The sequence below is a fragment of the Rhodococcus sp. Leaf278 genome (genome assembly GCF_001426085.1).
Classification (GTDB): Bacteria; Actinomycetota; Actinomycetes; order Mycobacteriales; family Mycobacteriaceae; genus Rhodococcoides.
Genome location: NZ_LMRR01000001.1, coordinates 447,046 through 467,772 on the forward strand (window position 1 = coordinate 447,046; position 20,727 = coordinate 467,772).

The window sequence follows — 20,727 nt, forward strand, 5'->3', positions numbered from 1 at the left end:
GCACCGAGAACACGGTGCGGGGCTGGAAGAGGCTAGCGGTCAACCGATTTCGAGACCTAGCTCTCAGTCGTTGGCGTGCAACGCCGCATTCAGCTCGACGCCGGTGCCCTTCCACGGCACCACCTCGACCGCACCCGACAGCGAGTTGCGACGGAACAGCAGGTTGGACTTCCCGGTCAGCGTCGCCGCCTTCACCACAGTTCCATCCGGTCCGCTGACCTTCGTTCCCGCGGTGATGTAGAGACCCGCCTCGACGACGCAATCGTCCCCGAGAGAGATGCCGAGTCCGGAGTTGGCACCGAGGAGGCAGCTCTTCCCGACGGAGATGACGTTCTTGCCACCGCCGGAGAGTGTGCCCATGATCGACGCGCCGCCGCCGACGTCGGAACCGTCGCCCACCACGACGCCTGCCGAAATCCGTCCCTCGACCATCGAGTTACCGAGCGTGCCTGCGTTGAAGTTGACGAAGCCCTCGTGCATGACCGTCGTTCCGCTGGCCAAATGGGCACCGAGGCGCACACGATCGGCGTCGGCGATGCGAACTCCGGTGGGAACGACGTAGTCGACCAGACGCGGGAACTTGTCGACGCCGTACACGGTCACGTGGCCGCGTGCGCGAAGCTTCGCGCGCACCGTCTCGAAGCCGTCGACCGCCGCGGGGCCGAAGTTGGTCCATACGACATTGGCGAGCAGGCCGAACACGCCGTCCAGGTTCTGCCCGTGCGGCTGAATCAGCCGGTGCGAGAGCAGATGCAGTCGCAGATACGCATCGTGCGCGTCGATCGGGGCGTCGTCGAGGGAGGCGATGCTGGTGCGAACCGCAACGACCTCGACGCCGCGCGCGTCGTCCGGTCCGACGAGCGATGCGAACTCCTCGGGGATGTCGGATCCCTCGAGCCGAGTGGTGCCGGTCTCGAAGCCCGACCCGAGCTCGGGGCTCGGAAACCAGGTGTCCAGAACGACACCCGACGTCGTGATGTTGGCAATACCTACTGCTGATGCTCCCTGTGCGCTCACGGCAGGAAGAATACGCGGTGGGTCTGGCGCGCGGGTTCACCCGTCGTCGCGGGTACGCGGACTGTTTCCGGATTCCGATCCTGATGCGGCGTCGGTTCGTTACCGATTCGACTGTCGAGTGTGATCGCATCGGGATACCGATGATCTGGAAGGCGGCGGGGGAGCTGACAGAGTTTCACCGGTGATCACCCGTACCGGCTCGCGCAGCCGTGGAGCCGCCGCGGTGATGGTCGACGGTGTTTCCTTCACTGGATTGGTGACGACGCTGGCCACCACGATCATCCTCGGAGTCGCCCTCGGTTTGGTTGTCGCAGGCGCGTGGTAGACATGCCCATCGGCTGACAGGGGGTCGCCGAGTCTGGGGGGACGTCATGGGTTCGATCAAGTCCACACGTACACGTTCGGCAGTGACGGTGATCGCTGCTGCGCTGATCGCCGCGAGCAGTGCCATCGTCGGTTCGGGCACCGCTGCCGCCGATCCCAACTGCGCCGGAGCCGGCGGTTCGTCGGCCGTCGTCGCGCGGATCCCCGGTGCAGCTCTGGAAGGCCTGGCCGTCGACCGGTCGGGACGCGCCTACGTCACCGACATCGTCTCCGGCCGCGTGTACCGAATAGATGCGCCAGGCCTTCCTGCGTACCCCATCGCGAAGGTGCCGAGCGGCGGCGGCGGAGCTCTGGCATGGATGCCCGACGGCACCCTGCTGGTCGGCTATGGCGCCGACCCTCGCGTCTTCGTGGGAGACGTCGTCAAGGCCGCGGGAATTGTGCGGCTCGACGTGAACACGCTTGCCGTCACTCCCTTCGCGAAGGGTCTCAGTGCTGCCAACGGACTTGCCGTGGCCGGGGACGGAACCGTGTACGCCACCAACGACTTCGGCGCGCTCATCGGTCGAATCAGTCCCAATGGTGCCGTCGACCCGGCTTGGGCGCGCTTTCCGAGCGCGAACGGCGCAGTCCTCGATGCGGCAGATCAGTACCTCTATGTCTCGCGAACCTTCAGCAACCCGGGAGTCAGCCGGATTCCGATCGCCAACCCGTCGGCACCGGAAAGCCTGCTCGACCTATCGGGACTGGGTTCCTTCGGAGCCCCGGACGGTCTGACACTCGATGCCGCCGGACGCCCCGTGGTACCGCTGAATGCCGGCGGATCGGTCGTCCGCATCGATGCGCCGGGGGCCACGTGCGTCATCGGCACCGGTACCCGGTTGACGAGTGTTGTCGTCTACGGGCGTTCCGAACAGGGTTTTTCGAGCGGCCGATTGTTCGGCGCAGGCTTCGACGGCGTGGTCCGCGAGATTCCGGGACCCAAAGCCTAGGGTGGTCGGCGTGACGCTCGAACTGCATGCCGACCCGATAGATCTGACCGCTGCCCTGGTGGATATCCCCAGTGTCAGTGAGGACGAATCGCGCATCGCCGACGAGGTGGAGCAGGCGCTCCGCGAGCAGACCACGGGCTTCGAGATCATTCGGAGTGGCAACGCCGTTCTGGCCAGAACCAACCGTGGGCTGGGATCGCGGGTGATGCTGGCCGGCCATCTCGACACGGTTCCCATTGCCGACAATGTCCCCTCGCGGCGCGAGCACGACAGTGCCGAGGGGGACATTCTGCACGGGTGCGGAACCGTCGACATGAAGTCGGGTGACGCGGTGTTCCTGCATCTCGCGGCCACGATCGACAACCCCGCGCACGATCTGACGCTCGTCTTCTACGACTGCGAAGAGATCGCGGCCTCACGAAACGGTCTCGGCCGCATCGAGCGCGAACTGCCGGAATGGCTGAACGCCGACGTTGCGATCCTGGGCGAACCGTCCGGCGGTTTCATCGAGGCCGGGTGTCAAGGGACGCTGCGGGTTCGACTGACGGCGTCGGGAACGCGGGCGCACAGTGCCCGTTCCTGGTTGGGAGACAACGCAATTCACAAGTTCGGTGCCGTACTCAACCGGCTCGCTGCCTATCGAGCCCGCACCGTCGATATCGACGGCTGTGTGTATCGCGAAGGGCTGCAAGCAGTTCGGATCTCCGGCGGGGTTGCGGGAAACGTCGTTCCCGACGCCGCCGAACTCGACGTGAATTTTAGGTTCGCACCGGACCGCAGTGTCGACGAGGCCGTCGGGCACGTCCGTGAGGTCATCGACGGGCTCGATCTCGGGTTCGAGGTCACCGACTCGTCGCCGGGTGCCCTCCCCGGCCTGAATCGGCCCGCGGCTGCTGCGCTGATCGAGGCCGCAGGCGGGCAGTTCCGGGCGAAATACGGCTGGACCGACGTGTCCAGATTCTCGGCGCTCGGCATCCCGGCGGTCAACTACGGTCCGGGCGATCCCAACCTTGCCCACAAGCGGGACGAACGCGTCCCCGTCGAGCAGATCACCCACGTCACACAGGTTCTCCGGGGCTACCTCTCTGCCGGATAGCCTGACGACATGAACAGTGATCAGGGTCCAGGTGGTGTCGAGGAGCACGGCACCGACAAGCCGGCCAAGCACAAGGGATCCGTTGTACTGCGGCGGGGCCGAAACACCGAGACGTCCACCTCGGATCAGCGCCTGCTCGACGAGCGAGGTCCAGGGAACTGGATTCACTCCGATACCTGGCGCGTGCTGCGTATCCAGAGTGAATTCGTGGAGGGATTCGGCGCGCTCGCCGAGGTGCCGAAAGCTGTGACGGTATTCGGCTCGGCCCGCACCCCCGTCGACCATCCCGAGTACGCCCGAGCCCGGCAGCTCGGAGCCTCTCTCGCCGAGGCGGGCTTCGCCGTCATCACCGGCGGGGGCCCGGGCGTGATGGAAGGTGCCAACCGCGGTGCGAGCGAGGCCGGCGGCTACTCGATCGGATTGGGCATCGAATTGCCGTTCGAGCAAGGACTCAACGAGTGGGTCGATCTGGGCATCAACTTTCGATACTTCTTCGTTCGCAAGACCATGTTCGTCAAGTACTCCCAGGCGTTCGTATGCCTGCCCGGTGGCTTCGGTACCCTCGACGAACTGTTCGAGGCCCTGACCCTGGTGCAGACCGCCAAGGTCACGAAGTTCCCGATCGTGTTGTTGGGCAAGGACTTCTGGTCGGGATTGCTCGATTGGATCAAGACGACACTCGTGAAAGAAGGCAAGGTGTCCGAGAAGGACCTCGACCTCATCCACTGCACCGACAGCGTCGACGAAGCCGTGCGCATCGTCCGCGAGGCCCAACAGTGAGCGAGGGTGCATCGACCTCACGCACGCTCAGCGTCTGCGTCTATTGCGCGTCGGGTCCCGTCGACCCCTCGTTCATCGAACTCGCTCGCGACGTCGGTACCGAGATCGGCCGACGTGGCTGGCAACTCGTCTCGGGCGGCGGCAACGTCTCGATGATGGGCGCGGTGGCCGCGGCGACGCGAGCGGCAGGCGGGAACACCGTCGGCGTCATCCCGAAGGCGCTCGTGCACCGCGAGGTAGCCGACGTCGACGCAGACGAGCTGATCGTCACCGACACGATGCGCGAGCGCAAGAAGATCATGGAGGATCGCGCCGACGCGTTCATCACGTTGCCCGGCGGTATCGGAACACTCGAGGAACTGTTCGAGACGTGGACTGCGGGCTACTTGGGCATGCACAGCAAGCCGATGGTGATGCTCGATCCGTTCGGACATTTCGACGGGATGATGCAGTGGATCGACGGTCTGCGGGAAACCGGATTCGTGCAACAGCGAGCCCTCGACGCGCTGGTCAGGACAACGACGGTCGATTCGGCGCTGGATGCGTGCGCAACGTTGTGACAGGTCACGAACCTCGGCCACGGAGTGAGCTGCTCAAAGTTGTTACTCTCAAGTAGGGTAAGAAATCTCACACTGTCTTCGAAGGGGAGTTCATGGCTGTCGATGCCCGTCAGAAAATTGGAGTGACCGACCTCGCGGTCGCGTTGCCGAAAATGGTGACGGAGGTGCCGAGCCTGCTCAAGGGCCTGGCGGGATTCACCCGCAAGCCCGATCACAAGGTGTCGATCGGCCTGATCTTCCAAGAGGCCGCTGCCAAGAACAGCAGCCGCCCGTTCGTTCGGTTCGAGGGCGAGTCGACCTCGTACAAGGACGCCAACGAACTCGTCAACCAGTACGCCGCAGTGTTCGCCGACCACGGAGTCGAGCGGGGTGACGTCGTCGGCGTGCTGAGCAAGAACCGTCCGGAGGCGCTGTTCGCCGCTCTTGCCGCCGTCAAACTCGGTGCCACCGCGGGCATGCTGAACTACAACCAGCGCGGCGACGTGCTCGAGCACAGCCTCGGGATTCTCGACGCGAAGGTGCTCGTACTGGACGAGAACGCGCAGGAAGCTCTCGATTCGCTCGACGGGGAGCCGAAGGTGGGAGCGGTGCTGCCACTGAAGAAGCTCACCGAACTCGCGGCATCGGCGTCCACGGCCAACCCCAAGGTCACCGCGCAGATCCAGGCCAAGGAGAAGGCGTTCTACATCTTCACCTCGGGCACTACCGGTATGCCGAAGGCCAGCCTGATGAGCCATTTCCGCTGGCTCAAGTCGATGTCCGGTCTGGGCAACATGGGTGTCCGGTTGCGCAGCAACGACGTCATCTACTGCTGCCTGCCGCTCTATCACAACAACGCGCTGACGGTGACGCTGTCCTCGGTGCTTGCCGGCGGTGCCACCATGGCCATCGGCAAGCAGTTCTCGGTGAGCAATTTCTGGGACGACATCCGGGTCAACAAGGCCACCGCGTTCACCTACATCGGTGAGCTGTGCCGCTACCTGTTGACGCAGCCGAAGAAGAGTTCCGATCGCGACAACTCGGTCAAGCTGATCGTCGGCAACGGACTTCGTCCGGAGATCTGGGAGGAGTTCACCGAGCGGTTCGGTATCTCCCGCGTCGCCGAGTTCTACGGTGCCAGCGAGTGCAACATCGCGTTCATCAACGCTCTCAACATGAAGAAGACCGCAGGCATCTGCCCGCTTCCGTACGCCGTCGTGCAGTACGACGAGGAGTCCGGCAAGGCCAAGCGCGGCCAGGACGGCAAGCTCCGCAAGGTCGGCAACGGAGAGATCGGACTGCTGCTGTCCAAGATCACCGATCGGGCACCGTTCGACGGCTACTCCGACGACAAGGCCACCGAGAAGAAGATGGTGCGCGACGGCTTCAAGGACGGAGACGCCTGGTTCGACACCGGCGACCTGGTCCGCAAGCAGGGCTGGATGCACGTCGCGTTCGTGGATCGTCTCGGTGACACCTTCCGCTGGAAGGGCGAGAACGTGGCCACCACCCAGGTCGAGGGTGCCCTCGGCGGACACTCCTCGGTCGATGGTGCCGTCGTCTACGGCGTCGACATCGACGGAACCGACGGTAAGGCCGGCATGGCGGCGGTCACTCTGCGTGAAGGCGAGACCTTCGACGGCAAATCGGTCGCCGAGCACCTCTACGACAAGCTGCCGAGCTACGCAGTGCCGTTGTTCGTGCGCGTCGTGGACAGCCTGGAGCAGACGTCGACGTTCAAGAGCCAGAAGGTGGCCTTGCGCAAGCTCGGGTACGAGGAAGACAGCGACAGCGATCTGTACGTGCTGCGCGGTAAGTCCGGTGGCTACGAAAAGGCGTACGACGGCTACGTCGACGAGGTCGCTGCAGGTAAGGCCCCCAAGGGCTGAGCACTCGAAACACGCGCGCGTGCCACTATTGATTTCATGAGTACCCTCTGCGGCAAACCGGTCGCCGACGATCGCGCTCTGGTGATGGCCATCGTCAATCGCACCCCCGATTCGTTCTACGACGGGGGTGCGAACTTCACCGACGATGCCGCGATGGCGTCGGTGCATCGGGCCGTCGCCGAAGGTGCCGACATGGTCGACATCGGCGGTGTGAAGGCCGGTCCGGGCGCCCTCGTCGACGCCGACGAGGAGATCCGCCGTGTCGTTCCGTTCGTCGAGGCGATCCGCGACGCCTATCCGGAGCTGCTGATCAGCGTCGACACCTGGCGCAGCGAAGTCGCCAGGTTGGCCTGCGGAGTGGGCGCGGATCTGATCAACGACACCTGGGCCGGGGCAGACCCCGAGTTGGTGCGCGTCGCAGCGGCCGAGGGTGTCGGCATCGTCTGTTCGCACACCGGTGGTGCCGTTCCGCGAACCCGTCCGTATCGGGTTCGCTACGCCGATGTGGTGGCGGATGTGATCGCGGAAGTCACCGCAGCTGCCGAGAATGCTGTCGCGGAGGGGGTGAAAAAGGATTCGATATTGATCGATCCGACGCACGATTTCGGGAAAAACACCTATCACGGGCTCGAGTTGTTGCGGCGCGTGGACGATCTTGTAAACACCGGGTGGCCTGTGCTCATGGCGCTGAGCAACAAGGACTTCGTAGGCGAGACTCTAGGGGTAGAACTCGCCGACCGGTTGGAGGGAACATTGGCAGCGACAGCATTGGCAGCAGCAGGCGGAGCCCGAATGTTCCGGGTGCACGAGGTTGCGTCGACCAGAAGAGTCGTAGACATGGTGGCAGCGATCCAGGGGCTGCGAACCCCGGCGCGGACGGTCAGGGGTCTGGCATGACACTCGCAGATCGAACGGACGTGACCATGGCATGGTCCGAGACCAACAGCTGGGACGTACCCGACTGGACCATCGCCGAACTGGAAGCCGCGAAGGCGGGCCGGACGGTGTCGGTGGTACTCCCGGCACTCAACGAGGAACAGACTGTCGCCGCGGTCATCGACACGATTCATCCCCTGCTCGGGGGACTGGTCGACGAGCTGATCGTGTTGGACTCCGGTTCGACCGACGAGACAGCCGTCCGCGCGACGGCGGCAGGCGCACGAGTCATCAGCCGAGAAGAGGCGGTCCCGGGGATCGACCCGGTACCGGGCAAGGGCGAGGTGCTGTGGCGATCGGTCGCGGCGTCGACCGGTGATCTCATCGCCTTCGTCGATTCCGATCTGATCAATCCCGATCCGGCCTTCGTCCCGAAATTGCTCGGCCCTCTGCTGATGGGCGACGGTATCCACCTCGTCAAGGGCTATTACCGTCGTCCCTTGCGGGTCAGCGGGACCGAGGATGCCAACGGTGGTGGACGTGTCACCGAGCTCGTGGCCAGGCCATTGCTCGCCGCACTGCGGCCGGAGCTGACGGGTGTCATTCAACCGCTCGGCGGGGAGTACGCGGGCACTCGCGAACTGCTGTCCGCGGTGCCGTTCGCGCCGGGCTACGGAGTCGAGATCGGGCTGTTGCTCGATACGTACGACAGGCTCGGCCTGCAGGCGATCGGTCAGGTCAATCTCGGTGTGCGCAAGCACCGCAACCGTCCGCTGGTGGAGCTCGGGGCGATGAGCAGGCAGATCGTCGGAACAATGCTGAACCGGTGCGGCATGGTCGATTCCGGTGCCGGGCTGATGCAGTTCCGGGTCGACGGCGACTCGTTCGAGCCGTTCTCGACCGAGGTGTCGCTGATGGATCGACCGGCGATGAACTCGCTGAAGTAGGCGTGTCGTTCGGGCGTGACAAGATCGTGGCATGTTGACGCTGCTGATCTACGTTGTCGTCATTGCCGTCGTCGCTGCTGCATTGTTCTTCGTGGCGTCGATGGTGTTCGGTCGCGGTGAGGAACTGGGCCCACTGGCCGAGGGAACCACCGCGACCGTGCTACCCGCGGAGGGTGTCACCGGTACCGACGTGCGCTCGCTGAAGTTCCAGCAGACTCTGCGGGGGTACAAGCCGAGCGAGGTCGATTGGGCACTCGAACGGCTCGGCGGCGAAATCGACTTGCTTCGGTCCCGGTTGTCTGCCGCGGAGGCCGGGGAACGGTTGGGGTCGCAGTCTTCCGCAGGCCCGAAGCCGGGTGTCGCCGAACCGGACCAGCAGTGAGTGCTGTCGCCGGGCCGGACGGCAGGTTGCGCTGCCCGTGGGGTGCCACCGACGACGAGCTCTACCGGAATTACCACGACACGGAGTGGGGACAGCCGCTGCACGGACGCAACGAACTGTACGAGCGGCTGTGTCTCGAGGCGTTCCAATCCGGCCTCGCGTGGATCACGATCCTGCGCAAGCGCGAGAGTTTCCGCAGCGCGTTCGCCGGTTTCGACCCGGAACGAGTGGCCCTGTTCGGCACCGCCGATGTCGAACGGCTGATGAACGACGCGTCGATCGTGCGTAACCGCCTCAAGATCGACGCTGCGGTGATAAATGCTCGGGTCATTGTCGAACTGGACGACACTGACCTGGACACTCTGCTCTGGTCCTATGCGCCCGAACCCAGGCCCGCGCGGCTGACCGAGTCCTCCGACGTGCCTGCCTCCACCTCCGAGTCGAAGGCTCTGGCCAAGGAGCTCAAGCGTCGAGGGCTGCGGTTCGTCGGTCCGACGACGGCGTACGCCTTGATGCAAGCCACTGGAATGGTCGACGATCACCTGTCGGAGTGTTGTGTGCAGGTCACGAATACAGACTCCGTTTCCCGGTATCGAGGTCGATAGGGAAGAATAGGAGTCAACACCCGTCGCCCCGCGACGAATTTATCTTTTAGGCCGAGGCGCCGAGTTGGTGGGCGCAGATCTGGAGGGAGCAGAGGATGGCGGCGATGAAGCCCCGGACCGGGGACGGTCCCCTCGAAGCAACCAAAGAGGGACGAGGAATCGTCATGCGTGTCCCGCTCGAGGGGGGCGGCCGATTGGTCGTCGAATTGACCCCCGATGAGGCCGCAGCACTCGGAGACGAACTGAAGGGTGTCACCGGCTGATAGTCACATGGGTCGCTCGTCGCTCAGCCCCGCTCGCCGTACCGGCAAGCGGGGCTTTGTGTTGTGGCGACGAGTGTTGTGGCGACGAGTGTTGTGTCGACCGGTGGCGTTCGTTCCGGTGTGAGAGAGGTGCTCGATGCTGATCGATGTCGTCGATCTGCTGCTCTGTCCGCAGTGTCGGGCGCGCGACGTCGAATCCGGCGTGGACTTCGGCGATACCGATCGCACGCTGTTGTGCGATCGAGGACATTCGTTCGACGTGGCTCGTCAGGGCTACGTCGGTTTGTCGACCGGAGACGGTGGCAAGTTCACCGGTGACTCGGCGGAGATGATCGCCGCTCGCGACGCGTTCCTCGGGAAGGGGCACTTCGACTCGATCGCGGCAGCGGTCTCGCACGCTGTCCCGTCGGACAGTGAGGTGGTACTCGACGTCGGTGTCGGCACCGGTCACTATCTTGCAGCGGTGCTCGACGCCCGTCCCGATGCGCGGGGCATCGGCGTCGACGTCTCGAAGTTCGCTGCGCGCCGTGCCGCGCGATCACACGCGCGTCTCGGGGCCGTGGTCGCAGACATCTGGAGTGGACTGCCGGTGCGGACGGCGAGCGCGTCTGCGGTGACCTGTGTGTTCTCTCCCCGCAACGCCGGAGAGTTCAGTCGAGTCCTGGGCACCGACGGCGTGCTGGTGGTCGTGACACCCACGGCGCGGCATCAGCACGAACTGCGGGGCCCGCTCGGCCTCATCGGAGTCGAGGAGAACAAGACTCGCAGGCTCGGAGAATCGCTGTCCGGCCTGTTCGAGCCGGTGGCGGAATCTCCGCTCGAGTACTCGATGACGCTGTCGCGCAAGGACATCGAGACGCTGATCGGAATGGGCCCGTCGGCGCGACACGGTGACCCCGAGGCGCGATCGGCGGCGCTGGCGCAGCTACCGGACGGCATCGAGGTCACCGCGTCGGTGACCGTGTCGACCTATCGTCGACGGGCCAACGCTGCTTCATAGACCGCGAGGGTCTGCTGCGCAATCGATGCCCACGAGAACTCGGCGACGGCGAGCTCGCGTCCTGCCTTGCCCATTGCCGTCGCGAGTGTGGGGTCGAGGGCGACTGCGTTGACGGTGTCGGCCAAGTGTCGCTCGAATACGTCGGGTTCGTAGGAGTTGTAGTGCACCAAGCGCCCGGTGCGGCCGTCGTCGACCACCTCGGGGATTCCGCCGACGTCCGATGCCACGACGGCGGTTTCGCAGGCCATTGCCTCGAGATTGACGATGCCGAGCGGCTCGTATACCGACGGGCACACGAATACCGCTGCTGCAGTCAGTATTTCGCGGATCTTGTCGGTAGGAAGCATGTCCTTGACCCAGAAGACGCCGCCGCGCTGTTCGGCGAGCAGTGCCACCGCGCGCTCGGTTTCCGCAGCGATCTCGGGAGTATCGGGCGCGCCCGCGCACAGGACGAGCTGGATGGACGGATCGAAGTGGTGAGCGGCTGCGATCAGGTGTCCGACGCCTTTCTGCCGGGTGATGCGCCCGACGAAGGCGACGATCGGCTTGCTTCGATCCACGCCGATCTCGTCGAGGGTCGAGGTGCCGTGATCGGCGAACCAGCGCTCGGTGTCGATTCCGTTGCGCACCACATGAACCCGGCTCTTGTCGAGTCGCGGATAGGCGTCGAGCACATCTTTGGCCATGCCCTCGCTGACGGCAATGACGGCGTCGGCGTACTCCACGGCGTTGCGCTCGGACCACGACGAGATGCGGTATCCGCCGCCGAGCTGTTCGGCTTTCCACGGGCGGCGCGGTTCGAGCGAGTGCGCGGTGAGGATGTGGGGGACGTCGTACAGCTCGGCCGCGAGGTGGCCCGCGAAGCCGGTGTACCAGGTGTGTGAATGCACCACGTCCGCGCCCGATGCCGCGTTCGCCATCCGTAGTTCGGCAGACAACTTCGTCAACGCAGCGTTGGCTCCGGCGAGAGCCGGGTCCGGGTCGTGCACCTGCGCAGTGTCGCGGGGCGCGCCCATACAGTGGATGTCCACGTCGCACAGCGATTTCAGTTGCGCGGACAACTCGGTGACATGAACTCCTGCGCCACCGTAGATCTCCGGGGGATATTCCTTGGTCATCATTGCTACGCGCACGTGAACGAACCTACATTCCCCAGCAGTTGTGCGTGTACTGCTCGCAAGGTTCTCTCGGTGCGGATAGGTTGAGTGGGTGAGGACACAACCGCACGTACTAGGGATCGTGCTTGCCGGCGGTGAGGGTAAACGTCTGTACCCGATGACCGCCGACCGAGCCAAGCCGGCCGTTCCCTTCGGGGGCGCCTATCGACTCATCGACTTCGTGCTGAGCAATCTCGTCAACGCCGGTTACCTCCGGCTCTGCGTGCTCACCCAGTACAAGTCCCATTCACTGGACCGCCACATCTCGCAGACGTGGCGGCTGTCCGGGTTCGCCGGGGAGTACATCACTCCGGTGCCGGCGCAGCAGCGACTCGGGCCCCGGTGGTACACCGGCAGCGCCGACGCCATCTTCCAGTCACTGAACCTGGTCTACGACGAGGACCCCGAGTACATCGTGGTGTTCGGTGCCGACCACGTGTACCGAATGGACCCCGAGCAGATGGTGCAGCAGCACATCGATTCCGGTGCGGGCGTGACCGTGGCGGGCATCAGGGTTCCACGCAGCGAGGCATTCGCGTTCGGCTGCATCGACTCCGACGCCGACGGCAAGATCACCCAGTTTCTCGAGAAGCCCGCGCAACCGCCGGGAACTCCGGACGACCCGGACGTCACCTACGCCTCCATGGGCAACTACGTGTTCACCACCAAGGTGCTCGTCGACGCCATCAAGGCCGACTCCGAGAACTCCGACTCGGACCACGACATGGGCGGCGACATCATTCCGGCGCTCGTCGAAGCCGGCGTCGCGTCGGTCTACGACTTCAACGACAACGTCGTTCCCGGTGCCACCGAACGTGATCGCGGCTACTGGCGAGACGTGGGCACCATCGACGCGTTCTACGACGCCCACATGGACCTGGTGTCGGTGCACCCCATCTTCAATCTGTACAACCGCCGCTGGCCAATCCGTGGATCGGCCGAGAACCTGCCACCCGCAAAATTCGTTCAGGGCGGCTTGGCTCAGGAGTCGGTGGTCGGTGCCGGCTGCATCCTGTCGGCGGCCACCGTGCGCAACTCGGTGCTCAGCTCCAACGTGATGATCGACAGCGGCGCGACGGTCGAGGGCAGTGTCCTGATGCCCGGCGTCCGGATCGGCAAGGGTGCCGTCGTGCGGCACGCGATCCTGGACAAGAACGTCGTCGTGGGCGACGGGGAGATCGTCGGTGTCGACCACGAACGCGATCGTGAACGATTCAACGTCAGCGCCGGGGGAGTGGTCTCGGTCGGTAAGGGCGTCTGGATTTAGAGCCTGCGGCATGTGAGCGGTAATTCGTAGCGGACTACGAATTACCGCTCACATTCGTTGCAGCCTCTCAGGCTCTCGACGCGCAGATCAAACCGTCGCCGAGGGGCAGCAGCACCGTCGTGAGCCGTTCGTCCTCGGCGATTGCCCGCGCGGCGGAGCGAACGGCCACTGCTGTGGCGTCGCGTTGAGTCGGATCGGCAACTCGTCCGCCGAGCAACGCGTTGTGCAGCACCAGAACTCCGCCGGGTCGAAGCAGACGCACGCTCTCGGCGACGAAGTGTGGATGGTCTGCGGGACTGGCGTCGATGAACACGAGATCGTACGTGTCGTCGGCCAATCGGGGGAGCACGTCCAGTGCCCAGCCGTTGATCAACCGAGTTCGTGAGGGCGCAATTCCTCCGGCGCGGAACGCTTCTCGCGCTGCACGCTGGTGCTCCGGCTCGGTGTCGATCGTGGTGAGAACGCCATCCGCGCGCATACCGTCGAGCAACCACAGGCCGCTGATTCCTGCGCCCGTTCCGATTTCGACGACCGTCTTGGCCCCGAGCATCTGGGTGAAGATGCTCAGGATCGCCCCGACCGACGGCGGTACCGGGGCCGCACCGAGATCGATGGCGCGCTCTCTGGCTGCGATGAGAACCTCGTCCTCCTGAGCGGAGTCTTCGGCATAAGCGAGCATCTTCTCGGCGTTGGTCGGCACGCCCCGAGGTTATCGTGCCGAGAGCTCGATCTCACGCGCACATTCTCAGGTGGGCCTCAGCTGATTCATACCGCACCCACACGCGGGTCGGTCAGGCTATGGAGGAATCGAAGGTCCGTCTCGATTGCGAAGTGTGAGCTGGAACATCCGAGGGTAGTCGTCGGTTGAATCAGAAGGACGTACGCAGTCCTGAGCAGGAGGATCCAGCTATTTACAAGATCAACGGCGATCGCGACACCGCGCGTCTACCCGAGTCCGTACCCGCGCCCGAGGACCTCAGCGGAACCGCAGTGTTCGATGCGACCGGCGAGGATTCCACCATGCCGTCCTGGGACGAGCTGGTTCGTGAGCACGGCGACCGCGTCTACCGTCTGGCCTACCGCCTGTCCGGCAATGCTCAGGATGCCGAAGACCTGACTCAGGACACGTTCATCCGGGTCTTCCGCTCCCTGTCCAACTACCAGCCCGGCACCTTCGAGGGCTGGCTCCACCGCATCACCACGAATCTGTTCCTCGACATGGTCCGTCGCCGTAGCCGCATCCGCATGGAGGCACTGCCCGAGGACTACGACCGCGTCCCCTCCGACCGGCCGAACCCCGAGCAGATCTACCACGACGCGCGCCTGGACCCCGATCTGCAGTCTGCGCTCGACTCGTTGGCACCCGAGTTCCGCGCCGCAATCGTGCTGTGCGATATCGAAGGACTGTCGTACGAGGAGATCGGTGCGACACTGGGCGTCAAGCTCGGAACAGTCCGCAGTCGCATTCACCGTGGACGCCAGGCGCTACGCGAGTACCTTCGAGTGCACGGGAAGGTCGACTCCGGTCACGCAAGTGTCCACTAGCTACGAGGAGGGTTGGATGACGCAGGCGCGCAAGCCCCGGCAGTTCAGCTCCACCGAACATCTGGCCAGTGAGGCCGTTGCGGCGTACGTGGACGGCGAATTGCGCATGCCCGCGTATCTTCGTGCTGCCCACCACCTCGCAGAGTGCCCGGAATGCGCAGCCGAGGTCGAAGCGCAGCAGCAGGCGCGTCGGGCATTGCGCGGGGCGGGCGAGATGTCGATGCCGCACTCACTTCGTGGCCTGCTCAGTCAGATCCCCTCCTGCGCCGGCGAGGATCGGCCGGCCCACACCAAGCGAACCTTCATGTCGTCCGTCGCCGCTGTGCGTCGTCGCCGACGCTGATCGCACCGAGATCCGGCCGACGTCTCACCTGCATCGAGCCGAGCCGACCGCTCGAGTGATACTGAACTCTCACACCGACGTATGCGAGGGGTAACCGGACGCGTGACATCGAATTCGACCAGTACCGAGACCGCAGGCATCGACCCGTCGGATTTCGAGGCCGCGCAGAACGGTCCGGATGGTCCGCGGTTGCCACCTCGCCCGGTGTATCGGCCCTCCGTCGATCCGGTGTCGGCCTCGGTGTTCGGACGACCCGACGACGTCGACGGCTCGTTCTCACCGCGCCGATCCGGCGAGCAATTGCCATCGCGGGTATCGGTGCGGCCACCCGACCCGATCTTGGCCGAGGCATTCGGACGTCCGGAAGACGCTCAGGAATCGATCCAGCGTGACCCCGACGCCCACAACGACAGTGACACCGCCGCGTCGGAACCGGCCGATCCGTGGCGCGATTCAGAGTCCAGAGTGTCTCTCGGCAGCGCAGCTGTCGACTCTCCACCGCCCCCTGTACTTCCTCCCGGAACCAAGCTCGGTGTACGCGACGTGTTGTTCGGACGGTCGGTATCGACTCGGGCCCTCGTTGTACTCGGTGTCCTCGCGCTCGTCATCGGGCTGGTCGGTGGCCTCTTCGGCCGCCTGACCGCCGAGGTGACCGGCGCACTGACCAGCCAGAAAGTGACCCTGACCCAATCCAGCGGTGACGACATCCCGCGCGGGCAGATCAGTAAGGTCGCCGACGCCGTACTGCCGTCCGTCGTGTCGATCCAGGTGACGCTCGGGGAGACCGGGGGCACGGGCTCGGGCGTCGTGATCAGCGGTGACGGCTACATCGTGACGAACAACCACGTGATCTCCCTGGCCGCGTCCGACCCCGACAACTCGACACTCGAAGTCACCTTCTCCGACGGCACCAAGGTGCCCGGCCGCATCGTCGGCCGCGACACCAAAACAGACCTCGCCGTCCTCAAGACCGAAGTCGGCAACCTCACCGAGGCTCAGCTCGGTAGCTCCGGCGACGTTCGCGTCGGCCAGGATGTCATCGCCGTCGGATCGCCGCTGGGATTGAACAAGACGGTCACCTCCGGCATCGTCAGCGCCCTCGACCGTCCCGTCGCGCTGTCGGGTGAGGGCACCGACACCGATGCAGTCATCGACGCCGTGCAGACCGACGCCGCCATCAATCCCGGCAACTCCGGCGGCCCGCTGATCGACTTCGAGGGTCGCGTCATCGGGATCAACTCGGCGATCCGAAGCGAGAGCGGTGGATCGGTGGGCCTGGGCTTCGCGATTCCGGTCGACGAGGTCACCGAGGTGGCACAGAGTCTCATCCGGGACGGCGTCATGAAACACCCGGACTTCGGTATCAACGCCCGCTCGGTCATCAACGACACCTCGGCCGGTGCCGAAGTCGCCAACGTGCGCACCGGCGGTCCGGCTCAGCAGGCGGGAATTGTCGAAGGGGACGTCATCACCAAGGTCGGCGATCGCGCAGTGGGAGATGCAGACGAGCTGGTGGTCGCGGTGCAGGAGACCACGATCGGCCAGGCGGTTCCGGTGCAACTCGTCCGTTCCGGACGGCTGGTGGACGTCTCCGTCACGCCGGTTTCGGACTGACGACGTAGGCTGGCAGGCGTGTTCGGCAACATCGGTTGGGGAGAGCTCGTCATTCTCCTCGTAGCAGCTCTGGTCATCCTCGGCCCGGATCGCCTTCCCGGCGCCATCAGCTGGGTGTCCAAGTCCATCCGCCAGGTGAAGGACTACGCCAACGGCGCGAGTCAGCAACTCAAGGACGAGCTGGGTACCGACTTCGAGGACCTTCGCAAACCGCTCGCCGATCTCAACCAGCTCCGGGGAATGACCCCTCGTGCGGTCATCACCAAGCACTTGCTCGACGGCGACGATTCGATCTTCAAGAACCCCTTGGACGACACCTTCAAGGGCAAGCCATTCGAGACGAAGCCGAAGAACCTCGGCGGACCGACGCCGCAGACCGGTACTCCTCAGGGTGGGGTGTCGATGAGCAAGGACGCACCGAAGCTCGCGGCGGGCGACACTCCGCCGATCGACGCCGACGCCACGTAAGTACATCCGTCAGCCGGCCTTCAGGCCACCCCGGCTGCTGGTACCACCCTTCCGACCCCGCCCCGGATGAATGTGGGATTCAGTCGCTCTGAGTGCAACAAAGGCGCATTCATGCGAGGGCGGGTGAAACTGGGGGAGCGGGGCTAGAGCACCTTGTTCAGGAAGTCCTGAGTACGGGGGTTCTGCGGATTACCGAACAACTCGTCGGGGGTTCCCTCCTCGACAATGACGCCCTCGGCCATGAAGATCACTCGATCCGCGACTTCGCGTGCGAAGCCCATCTCGTGGGTGACGACGACCATCGTCATGCCGCCCTTGGCGAGGTCGCGCAGCACCTGCAGTACTTCCCCGACCATCTCGGGGTCGAGTGCGCTGGTGGCCTCGTCGAACAGCATGATCGACGGGCTCATGGCCAGTGCTCGCGCGATGGCGACACGCTGCTTCTGCCCGCCCGACAGGTTGGCCGGCTTGTAGTCGGCGCGCTCGGACAGGCCGACTTGTTCGAGCAACTGCGCAGCCGCTTCCTTTGCCTGCGACTTCGACATCTTCTTCGTCTCGACGGGTGCGAGCATGACGTTCTCGAGGGCGGTCATGTGCGGGAAGAGGTTGAAGTGCTGGAACACCATGCCGATGTTCTGGCGCACCTTGTCCAGGTCGACGTTCTTGGCCGTGAGGTCGGTGCCGTCGACGACGACCGATCCGGCAGTGATGTCCTCGAGCTTGTTGAGGCAGCGCAGGAACGTGCTCTTGCCCGAGCCCGAGGGGCCGATCACACAGACCACTTCACCGTTGGCGATCTCGGCGTCGATGCCCTTGAGAACCGTGTTGTCGCCGAACGCCTTCTGCAGGCCCTTGATCGAGATCTTCGTTCCCGGACCTTGGTCGACCGGCAGGTCCTTGGTCAGTTCGGTGCTCATTTGTTGATCCTCTTCTCGAGCCGGTTCGACAGCTTGGTGAGAGCCATGATGATGATGAAGTACAGGACGCCGACGATGAGCCACATGTTGAACGACTCGAAGTTGCGAGCGATGATCAGACGACCCGTCTGCGTCAGCTCGGCGAGGCCGATGACCGAGAGCAGCGACGTGTCCTTGAGCGTGATGACGAACTGATTGATGTACGACGGGATCATCGTGCGAATTGCCTGTGGCATCACCACTTTTCGCATCGACTTGAGGTAGCTGATGCCGAGGCTGCGCGAGGCCTCCATCTGTCCCTTGTCGACGGCGAGGATGCCGCCACGCACGATCTCGGCCATGTACGCACCGGCGTTGAGCGAGAGCGTGATGATACCGGCGGTGAACGCCGACATCTGGAAGTTCAGCGCGGCGGGTACGCCGAAGTAGATGAAGAATGCCTGCACCAGAAGCGGTGTGCCACGGAAGATGTCGACGTAGGTGGTACCGATGCCGCGCAGCACGATGTTGGTCGAGACGCGGAACAGGCCGAAGATGCCGCCGAGTACCAACGCGATGGCGATGGAGATGACGGTCAACACGATGGTCAGCCACAAACCCTCGAGCAGCAACTGCCAGCTGCTGGCGATCAGGCCGGGGATGGACGTGTCCGCGGTGGAGGCGTCGGCATTGAGATAGGTGTCGAGGATCTGGTCGTACTGGCCGTTGGCGCGCAGGTTCTCCAGCCCGGTGTTGAACTGCTCGAGCAACTGCGCGTTGGTGCCCTTGGCGACGGCGAATCCGTAACTGGCACCGGCTTCTTTCTCGGTGACGGTCTTGAATCCGTTGCCCTGGGTGATGCCGTAGGCGAGCACCGGGTAGTCCTCGAAGGCGGCCGCCGAGTTGCCGGTGCGCACTTCCTCGAACATGGTCGCGGAGTCGTCGAAGCTGCGAATGGTGAAGCCGTACTGATCTGCGATCGACGCGGCGAAGGTCGCGCCCTCGGTGCCGTTCTTGACCGCGACCGACTTACCGCGGAGATCCTCGTAGCCCGTGATCTCGTCGTTGGAATCCAGAATTGCCATCTGGACACCGGAATCGAAGTACGGCTCGGAGAAGTCGAAGGTGGCCTTGCGCTCGTCGGTGATCGACATGCCGGCGATCATTCCGTTGAACTGGCCGCTGGTGACGCCCTGGAGCGCGGTATCGAAACCGACCTGCTCGACGGTGTACTCGAAGCCCTGGTCGACGGCGATGGCCGCGAGCAGGTCCATGTCGATTCCGACGAGTTTGCCTGTCTCGTCCTGGAACTCGAAGGGTGCGAAGGTGGTGTCCGTCGCGATCGAGTAGTTCTGCGCGGGCGGGGCGGGTTGTGCGGATGCCAGGCCAGGACCGAGCAGCGATCCCAGCAGGGTCATCAGCAGTGCGATCAGAACCGGAACGACGACCGGCCTGATCCGATGCGGCTTCTTCATGAAGGCCACTCTCTATCGACAGTAGGATTGAAGGCAAATCCTAAGGCTTCGACCCTGTTTCCCGCGTCGTTTATCGGGTATAAGCGCGCGCCCTACAGTTTCCGGGCCGTGTCGATTCCCAGCGACATTCCCACCAGCCCGCGCTCGCGCACCGCCAGCTTTCCGGCGACTGCCTCCAAGGCTTGTGCCGCAGGCGATTCCGGGTTGCTCAGCACGATCGGCGTCCCGGCGTCACCACCCTCGCGGACGGCGGTGTCGAGCGGAATCTGGCCGAGAAGGGGAACGCTGGCACCCACTGCCTTGGTCAATCTGTCCGATACGTCCTGTCCACCACCGGATCCGAAGATGTCCATACGGGTGCCGTCGGGTAGTTCGAGCCAGGACATGTTCTCCACCACGCCCGCAACACGCTGACGGGTCTGCAGAGCAATTGCTCCGGCGCGCTCGGCCACCTCGGCCGCGGCCTGCTGCGGAGTGGTGACGACGAGGATCTCCGCGCTCGGAATGAGCTGTGCGACAGAGATTGCCACGTCTCCGGTGCCGGGGGGAAGGTCGAGCAGCAACACGTCCAGGTCACCCCAGAAGACGTCGGCCAGGAATTGCTGTAATGCGCGGTGCAACATCGGTCCACGCCAGACGACCGGGGTGTTGCCCTGCGTGAACTGGGCGATCGAAATGAACTTCACGCCGTGCGCCTGCGGCGGCATGATCATCTTCTCCACCTGGGTGGGCCGCGCGTCGTTGCCGAGCATGCGTGGCACGGAGTGGCCGTAGATGTCGGCGTCGAGCACGCCTACCGACAGCCCCCGCGCAGTCAGTGATGCCGCGAGATTGACCGTCACACTGGACTTGCCCACGCCGCCCTTGCCCGACGCCACCGCGTACACCCGCGTCAGCGATCCGGGTTGTGCGAAGGGAATGATCGGCTCGGCGGAATCGCCGCGCAGAGACTTGCGTAGTTCGGTGCGTTGCTCGTCGTTCATGACGTCGAGCTCGACGGTCACGGTGCCCACACCTGCGACGTCGGCGACGGCGTTCTTCACGCGATCGCTGATCTCGGTCTTCATCGGGCAGCCGGAGGTGGTGAGGTAGATGCCGACACCGACGGAACCGTCGGCGGATACATCGATGCTCTTGACCATCCCGAGGTCGGTGATGGGCTTGCGGATCTCGGGGTCGATGACCTTCGTCAGCGCGGTCCGAACGTCGGATTCGGTCAGTACAGCCATTGCTTCATGCTAGGCGGTGCGCG

At 64.5% G+C, this 20,727-nt stretch carries 23 protein-coding genes; 17 read left to right on the plus strand and 6 right to left on the minus strand.

All coding sequences use genetic code 11. The features are described from left to right. Positions 1-63: 63 nt before the first annotated feature. Positions 64-1,017 carry a 2,3,4,5-tetrahydropyridine-2,6-dicarboxylate N-succinyltransferase gene (gene dapD, locus ASG84_RS02215; RefSeq protein ID WP_057475368.1) on the minus strand — a complete coding sequence of 318 codons (954 nt, stop codon included), beginning with the start codon at positions 1,015-1,017 and terminating at the stop codon, positions 64-66. A 181-nt stretch (positions 1,018-1,198) separates the two neighbouring features. Here dapD and ASG84_RS27330 point away from each other — a divergent pair, with 181 nt between their 5' ends. The 12 genes from ASG84_RS27330 (at position 1,199) to ASG84_RS02265 (ending at position 10,710) form a co-directional block, all read left to right on the plus strand. Beyond that, positions 1,199-1,342 (plus strand): hypothetical protein, encoded by a 144-nt coding sequence (locus ASG84_RS27330; protein WP_156399346.1) that lies wholly within the window; start codon positions 1,199-1,201, stop codon positions 1,340-1,342. Positions 1,343-1,388: 46 nt separating this feature from the next. Beyond that, entirely contained in the window at positions 1,389-2,333 is a 945-nt protein-coding gene (locus ASG84_RS02220; protein ID WP_057475369.1) for an SMP-30/gluconolactonase/LRE family protein, read from the plus strand. A gap of 10 nt (positions 2,334-2,343) precedes the next feature. Next, on the plus strand, positions 2,344-3,429 hold the full coding sequence (gene dapE, locus ASG84_RS02225) for a succinyl-diaminopimelate desuccinylase (RefSeq protein WP_200936482.1): 1,086 nt from the start codon (positions 2,344-2,346) through the stop codon (positions 3,427-3,429). 9 nt (positions 3,430-3,438) lie between these two features. Further along, the gene (locus ASG84_RS02230) at positions 3,439-4,209 is read left to right on the plus strand and encodes a TIGR00730 family Rossman fold protein (protein WP_057475371.1); all 771 of its coding nucleotides are present in this window, start codon (positions 3,439-3,441) and stop codon (positions 4,207-4,209) included. After that, a complete protein-coding gene (locus ASG84_RS02235; protein WP_057475372.1) occupies positions 4,206-4,769 on the plus strand; it encodes a TIGR00730 family Rossman fold protein in 564 nt (187 codons plus the stop codon). The genes ASG84_RS02230 and ASG84_RS02235 overlap by 4 nt, the downstream gene beginning before the upstream one ends. A 92-nt stretch (positions 4,770-4,861) precedes the next feature. Continuing rightward, positions 4,862-6,637: a long-chain-acyl-CoA synthetase gene (locus ASG84_RS02240; protein ID WP_057475373.1), complete on the plus strand. Its 1,776-nt coding sequence runs from the start codon at positions 4,862-4,864 to the stop codon at positions 6,635-6,637. A 36-nt stretch (positions 6,638-6,673) separates the two neighbouring features. Further along, complete coding sequence (gene folP, locus ASG84_RS02245) at positions 6,674-7,534, plus strand: dihydropteroate synthase (RefSeq protein ID WP_057475374.1); 861 nt, start codon at positions 6,674-6,676, stop codon at positions 7,532-7,534. Continuing rightward, positions 7,531-8,460, plus strand: a complete 930-nt coding sequence (locus ASG84_RS02250; protein WP_032375932.1) for a glucosyl-3-phosphoglycerate synthase — start codon at positions 7,531-7,533, stop codon at positions 8,458-8,460. The genes folP and ASG84_RS02250 overlap by 4 nt, the downstream gene beginning before the upstream one ends. 31 nt (positions 8,461-8,491) lie before the next feature. Next, the gene (locus ASG84_RS02255; protein WP_057475375.1) at positions 8,492-8,842 is read left to right on the plus strand and encodes a DivIVA domain-containing protein; all 351 of its coding nucleotides are present in this window, start codon (positions 8,492-8,494) and stop codon (positions 8,840-8,842) included. After that, positions 8,839-9,447 carry a DNA-3-methyladenine glycosylase I gene (locus tag ASG84_RS02260; protein WP_057475376.1) on the plus strand — a complete coding sequence of 203 codons (609 nt, stop codon included), beginning with the start codon at positions 8,839-8,841 and terminating at the stop codon, positions 9,445-9,447. The genes ASG84_RS02255 and ASG84_RS02260 overlap by 4 nt, the downstream gene beginning before the upstream one ends. A 95-nt stretch (positions 9,448-9,542) precedes the next feature. Then, positions 9,543-9,710 (plus strand): DUF3117 domain-containing protein, encoded by a 168-nt coding sequence (locus ASG84_RS26800; RefSeq protein WP_008714277.1) that lies wholly within the window; start codon positions 9,543-9,545, stop codon positions 9,708-9,710. A 136-nt stretch (positions 9,711-9,846) separates the two neighbouring features. After that, positions 9,847-10,710: a methyltransferase domain-containing protein gene (locus ASG84_RS02265; RefSeq protein ID WP_057475377.1), complete on the plus strand. Its 864-nt coding sequence runs from the start codon at positions 9,847-9,849 to the stop codon at positions 10,708-10,710. On the opposite strand, the gene glgA is transcribed toward ASG84_RS02265, so the two are convergent. Then, complete coding sequence (gene glgA, locus ASG84_RS02270) at positions 10,680-11,843, minus strand: glycogen synthase (RefSeq protein WP_057475378.1); 1,164 nt, start codon at positions 11,841-11,843, stop codon at positions 10,680-10,682. The two genes, ASG84_RS02265 and glgA, sit on opposite strands and share 31 nt — an antisense overlap. A gap of 76 nt (positions 11,844-11,919) precedes the next feature. On the opposite strand from glgA, the gene glgC reads away from it, so the two are divergent. Beyond that, positions 11,920-13,134: a glucose-1-phosphate adenylyltransferase gene (gene glgC / locus ASG84_RS02275; protein ID WP_057475379.1), complete on the plus strand. Its 1,215-nt coding sequence runs from the start codon at positions 11,920-11,922 to the stop codon at positions 13,132-13,134. Positions 13,135-13,201: 67 nt separating this feature from the next. On the opposite strand, the gene ASG84_RS02280 is transcribed toward glgC, so the two are convergent. Next, positions 13,202-13,813, minus strand: coding sequence for an O-methyltransferase (locus ASG84_RS02280; RefSeq protein WP_032375949.1), 612 nt, complete (start codon positions 13,811-13,813; stop codon positions 13,202-13,204). Positions 13,814-14,052: 239 nt separating this feature from the next. On the opposite strand from ASG84_RS02280, the gene sigE reads away from it, so the two are divergent. The 4 genes from sigE (at position 14,053) to tatB (ending at position 17,104) form a co-directional block, all read left to right on the plus strand. Then, entirely contained in the window at positions 14,053-14,679 is a 627-nt protein-coding gene (gene sigE / locus ASG84_RS02285) for an RNA polymerase sigma factor SigE (RefSeq protein ID WP_052058682.1), read from the plus strand. Positions 14,680-14,695: 16 nt separating this feature from the next. Continuing rightward, complete coding sequence (locus ASG84_RS02290) at positions 14,696-15,022, plus strand: zf-HC2 domain-containing protein (protein ID WP_057475531.1); 327 nt, start codon at positions 14,696-14,698, stop codon at positions 15,020-15,022. A gap of 81 nt (positions 15,023-15,103) precedes the next feature. Continuing rightward, positions 15,104-16,636: a S1C family serine protease gene (locus ASG84_RS02295; RefSeq protein ID WP_442970893.1), complete on the plus strand. Its 1,533-nt coding sequence runs from the start codon at positions 15,104-15,106 to the stop codon at positions 16,634-16,636. An 18-nt stretch (positions 16,637-16,654) separates the two neighbouring features. Beyond that, positions 16,655-17,104, plus strand: coding sequence for a Sec-independent protein translocase protein TatB (gene tatB, locus ASG84_RS02300; RefSeq protein WP_057475380.1), 450 nt, complete (start codon positions 16,655-16,657; stop codon positions 17,102-17,104). Between the two features lie 143 nt (positions 17,105-17,247). Here the strand turns inward: tatB and ASG84_RS02305 are convergent, their stop codons facing one another. The 3 genes from ASG84_RS02305 to ASG84_RS02315 form a co-directional block, all read right to left on the minus strand. Then, a complete protein-coding gene (locus tag ASG84_RS02305; protein ID WP_057475381.1) occupies positions 17,248-18,021 on the minus strand; it encodes an amino acid ABC transporter ATP-binding protein in 774 nt (257 codons plus the stop codon). Beyond that, positions 18,018-19,475, minus strand: a complete 1,458-nt coding sequence (locus ASG84_RS02310) for an amino acid ABC transporter substrate-binding protein/permease (protein WP_057475382.1) — start codon at positions 19,473-19,475, stop codon at positions 18,018-18,020. The genes ASG84_RS02305 and ASG84_RS02310 overlap by 4 nt, the downstream gene beginning before the upstream one ends. 92 nt (positions 19,476-19,567) lie before the next feature. After that, entirely contained in the window at positions 19,568-20,704 is a 1,137-nt protein-coding gene (locus ASG84_RS02315; RefSeq protein WP_057475383.1) for an Mrp/NBP35 family ATP-binding protein, read from the minus strand. Positions 20,705-20,727: the final 23 nt, after the last annotated feature.

Coding starts and splice junctions, on each gene's coding strand:
- folP (WP_057475374.1), top strand. CDS start 6,674: ATGAGTACCCTCTGCGGCAAACCGGTCGCCGACGATCGCGCTCTGGTG.
- ASG84_RS02255 (WP_057475375.1), top strand. CDS start 8,492: ATGTTGACGCTGCTGATCTACGTTGTCGTCATTGCCGTCGTCGCTGCT.
- ASG84_RS02280 (WP_032375949.1), bottom strand. CDS start 13,813: ATGCTCGCTTATGCCGAAGACTCCGCTCAGGAGGACGAGGTTCTCATC.
- ASG84_RS02310 (WP_057475382.1), bottom strand. CDS start 19,475: ATGAAGAAGCCGCATCGGATCAGGCCGGTCGTCGTTCCGGTTCTGATC.
- ASG84_RS02265 (WP_057475377.1), top strand. CDS start 9,847: ATGCTGATCGATGTCGTCGATCTGCTGCTCTGTCCGCAGTGTCGGGCG.
- ASG84_RS26800 (WP_008714277.1), top strand. CDS start 9,543: ATGGCGGCGATGAAGCCCCGGACCGGGGACGGTCCCCTCGAAGCAACC.
- ASG84_RS02295 (WP_442970893.1), top strand. CDS start 15,104: ATGCGAGGGGTAACCGGACGCGTGACATCGAATTCGACCAGTACCGAG.
- ASG84_RS02315 (WP_057475383.1), bottom strand. CDS start 20,704: ATGGCTGTACTGACCGAATCCGACGTTCGGACCGCGCTGACGAAGGTC.
- ASG84_RS02305 (WP_057475381.1), bottom strand. CDS start 18,021: ATGAGCACCGAACTGACCAAGGACCTGCCGGTCGACCAAGGTCCGGGA.
- ASG84_RS02290 (WP_057475531.1), top strand. CDS start 14,696: ATGACGCAGGCGCGCAAGCCCCGGCAGTTCAGCTCCACCGAACATCTG.
- ASG84_RS02250 (WP_032375932.1), top strand. CDS start 7,531: ATGACACTCGCAGATCGAACGGACGTGACCATGGCATGGTCCGAGACC.
- ASG84_RS02220 (WP_057475369.1), top strand. CDS start 1,389: ATGGGTTCGATCAAGTCCACACGTACACGTTCGGCAGTGACGGTGATC.
- ASG84_RS02240 (WP_057475373.1), top strand. CDS start 4,862: ATGGCTGTCGATGCCCGTCAGAAAATTGGAGTGACCGACCTCGCGGTC.
- ASG84_RS02230 (WP_057475371.1), top strand. CDS start 3,439: ATGAACAGTGATCAGGGTCCAGGTGGTGTCGAGGAGCACGGCACCGAC.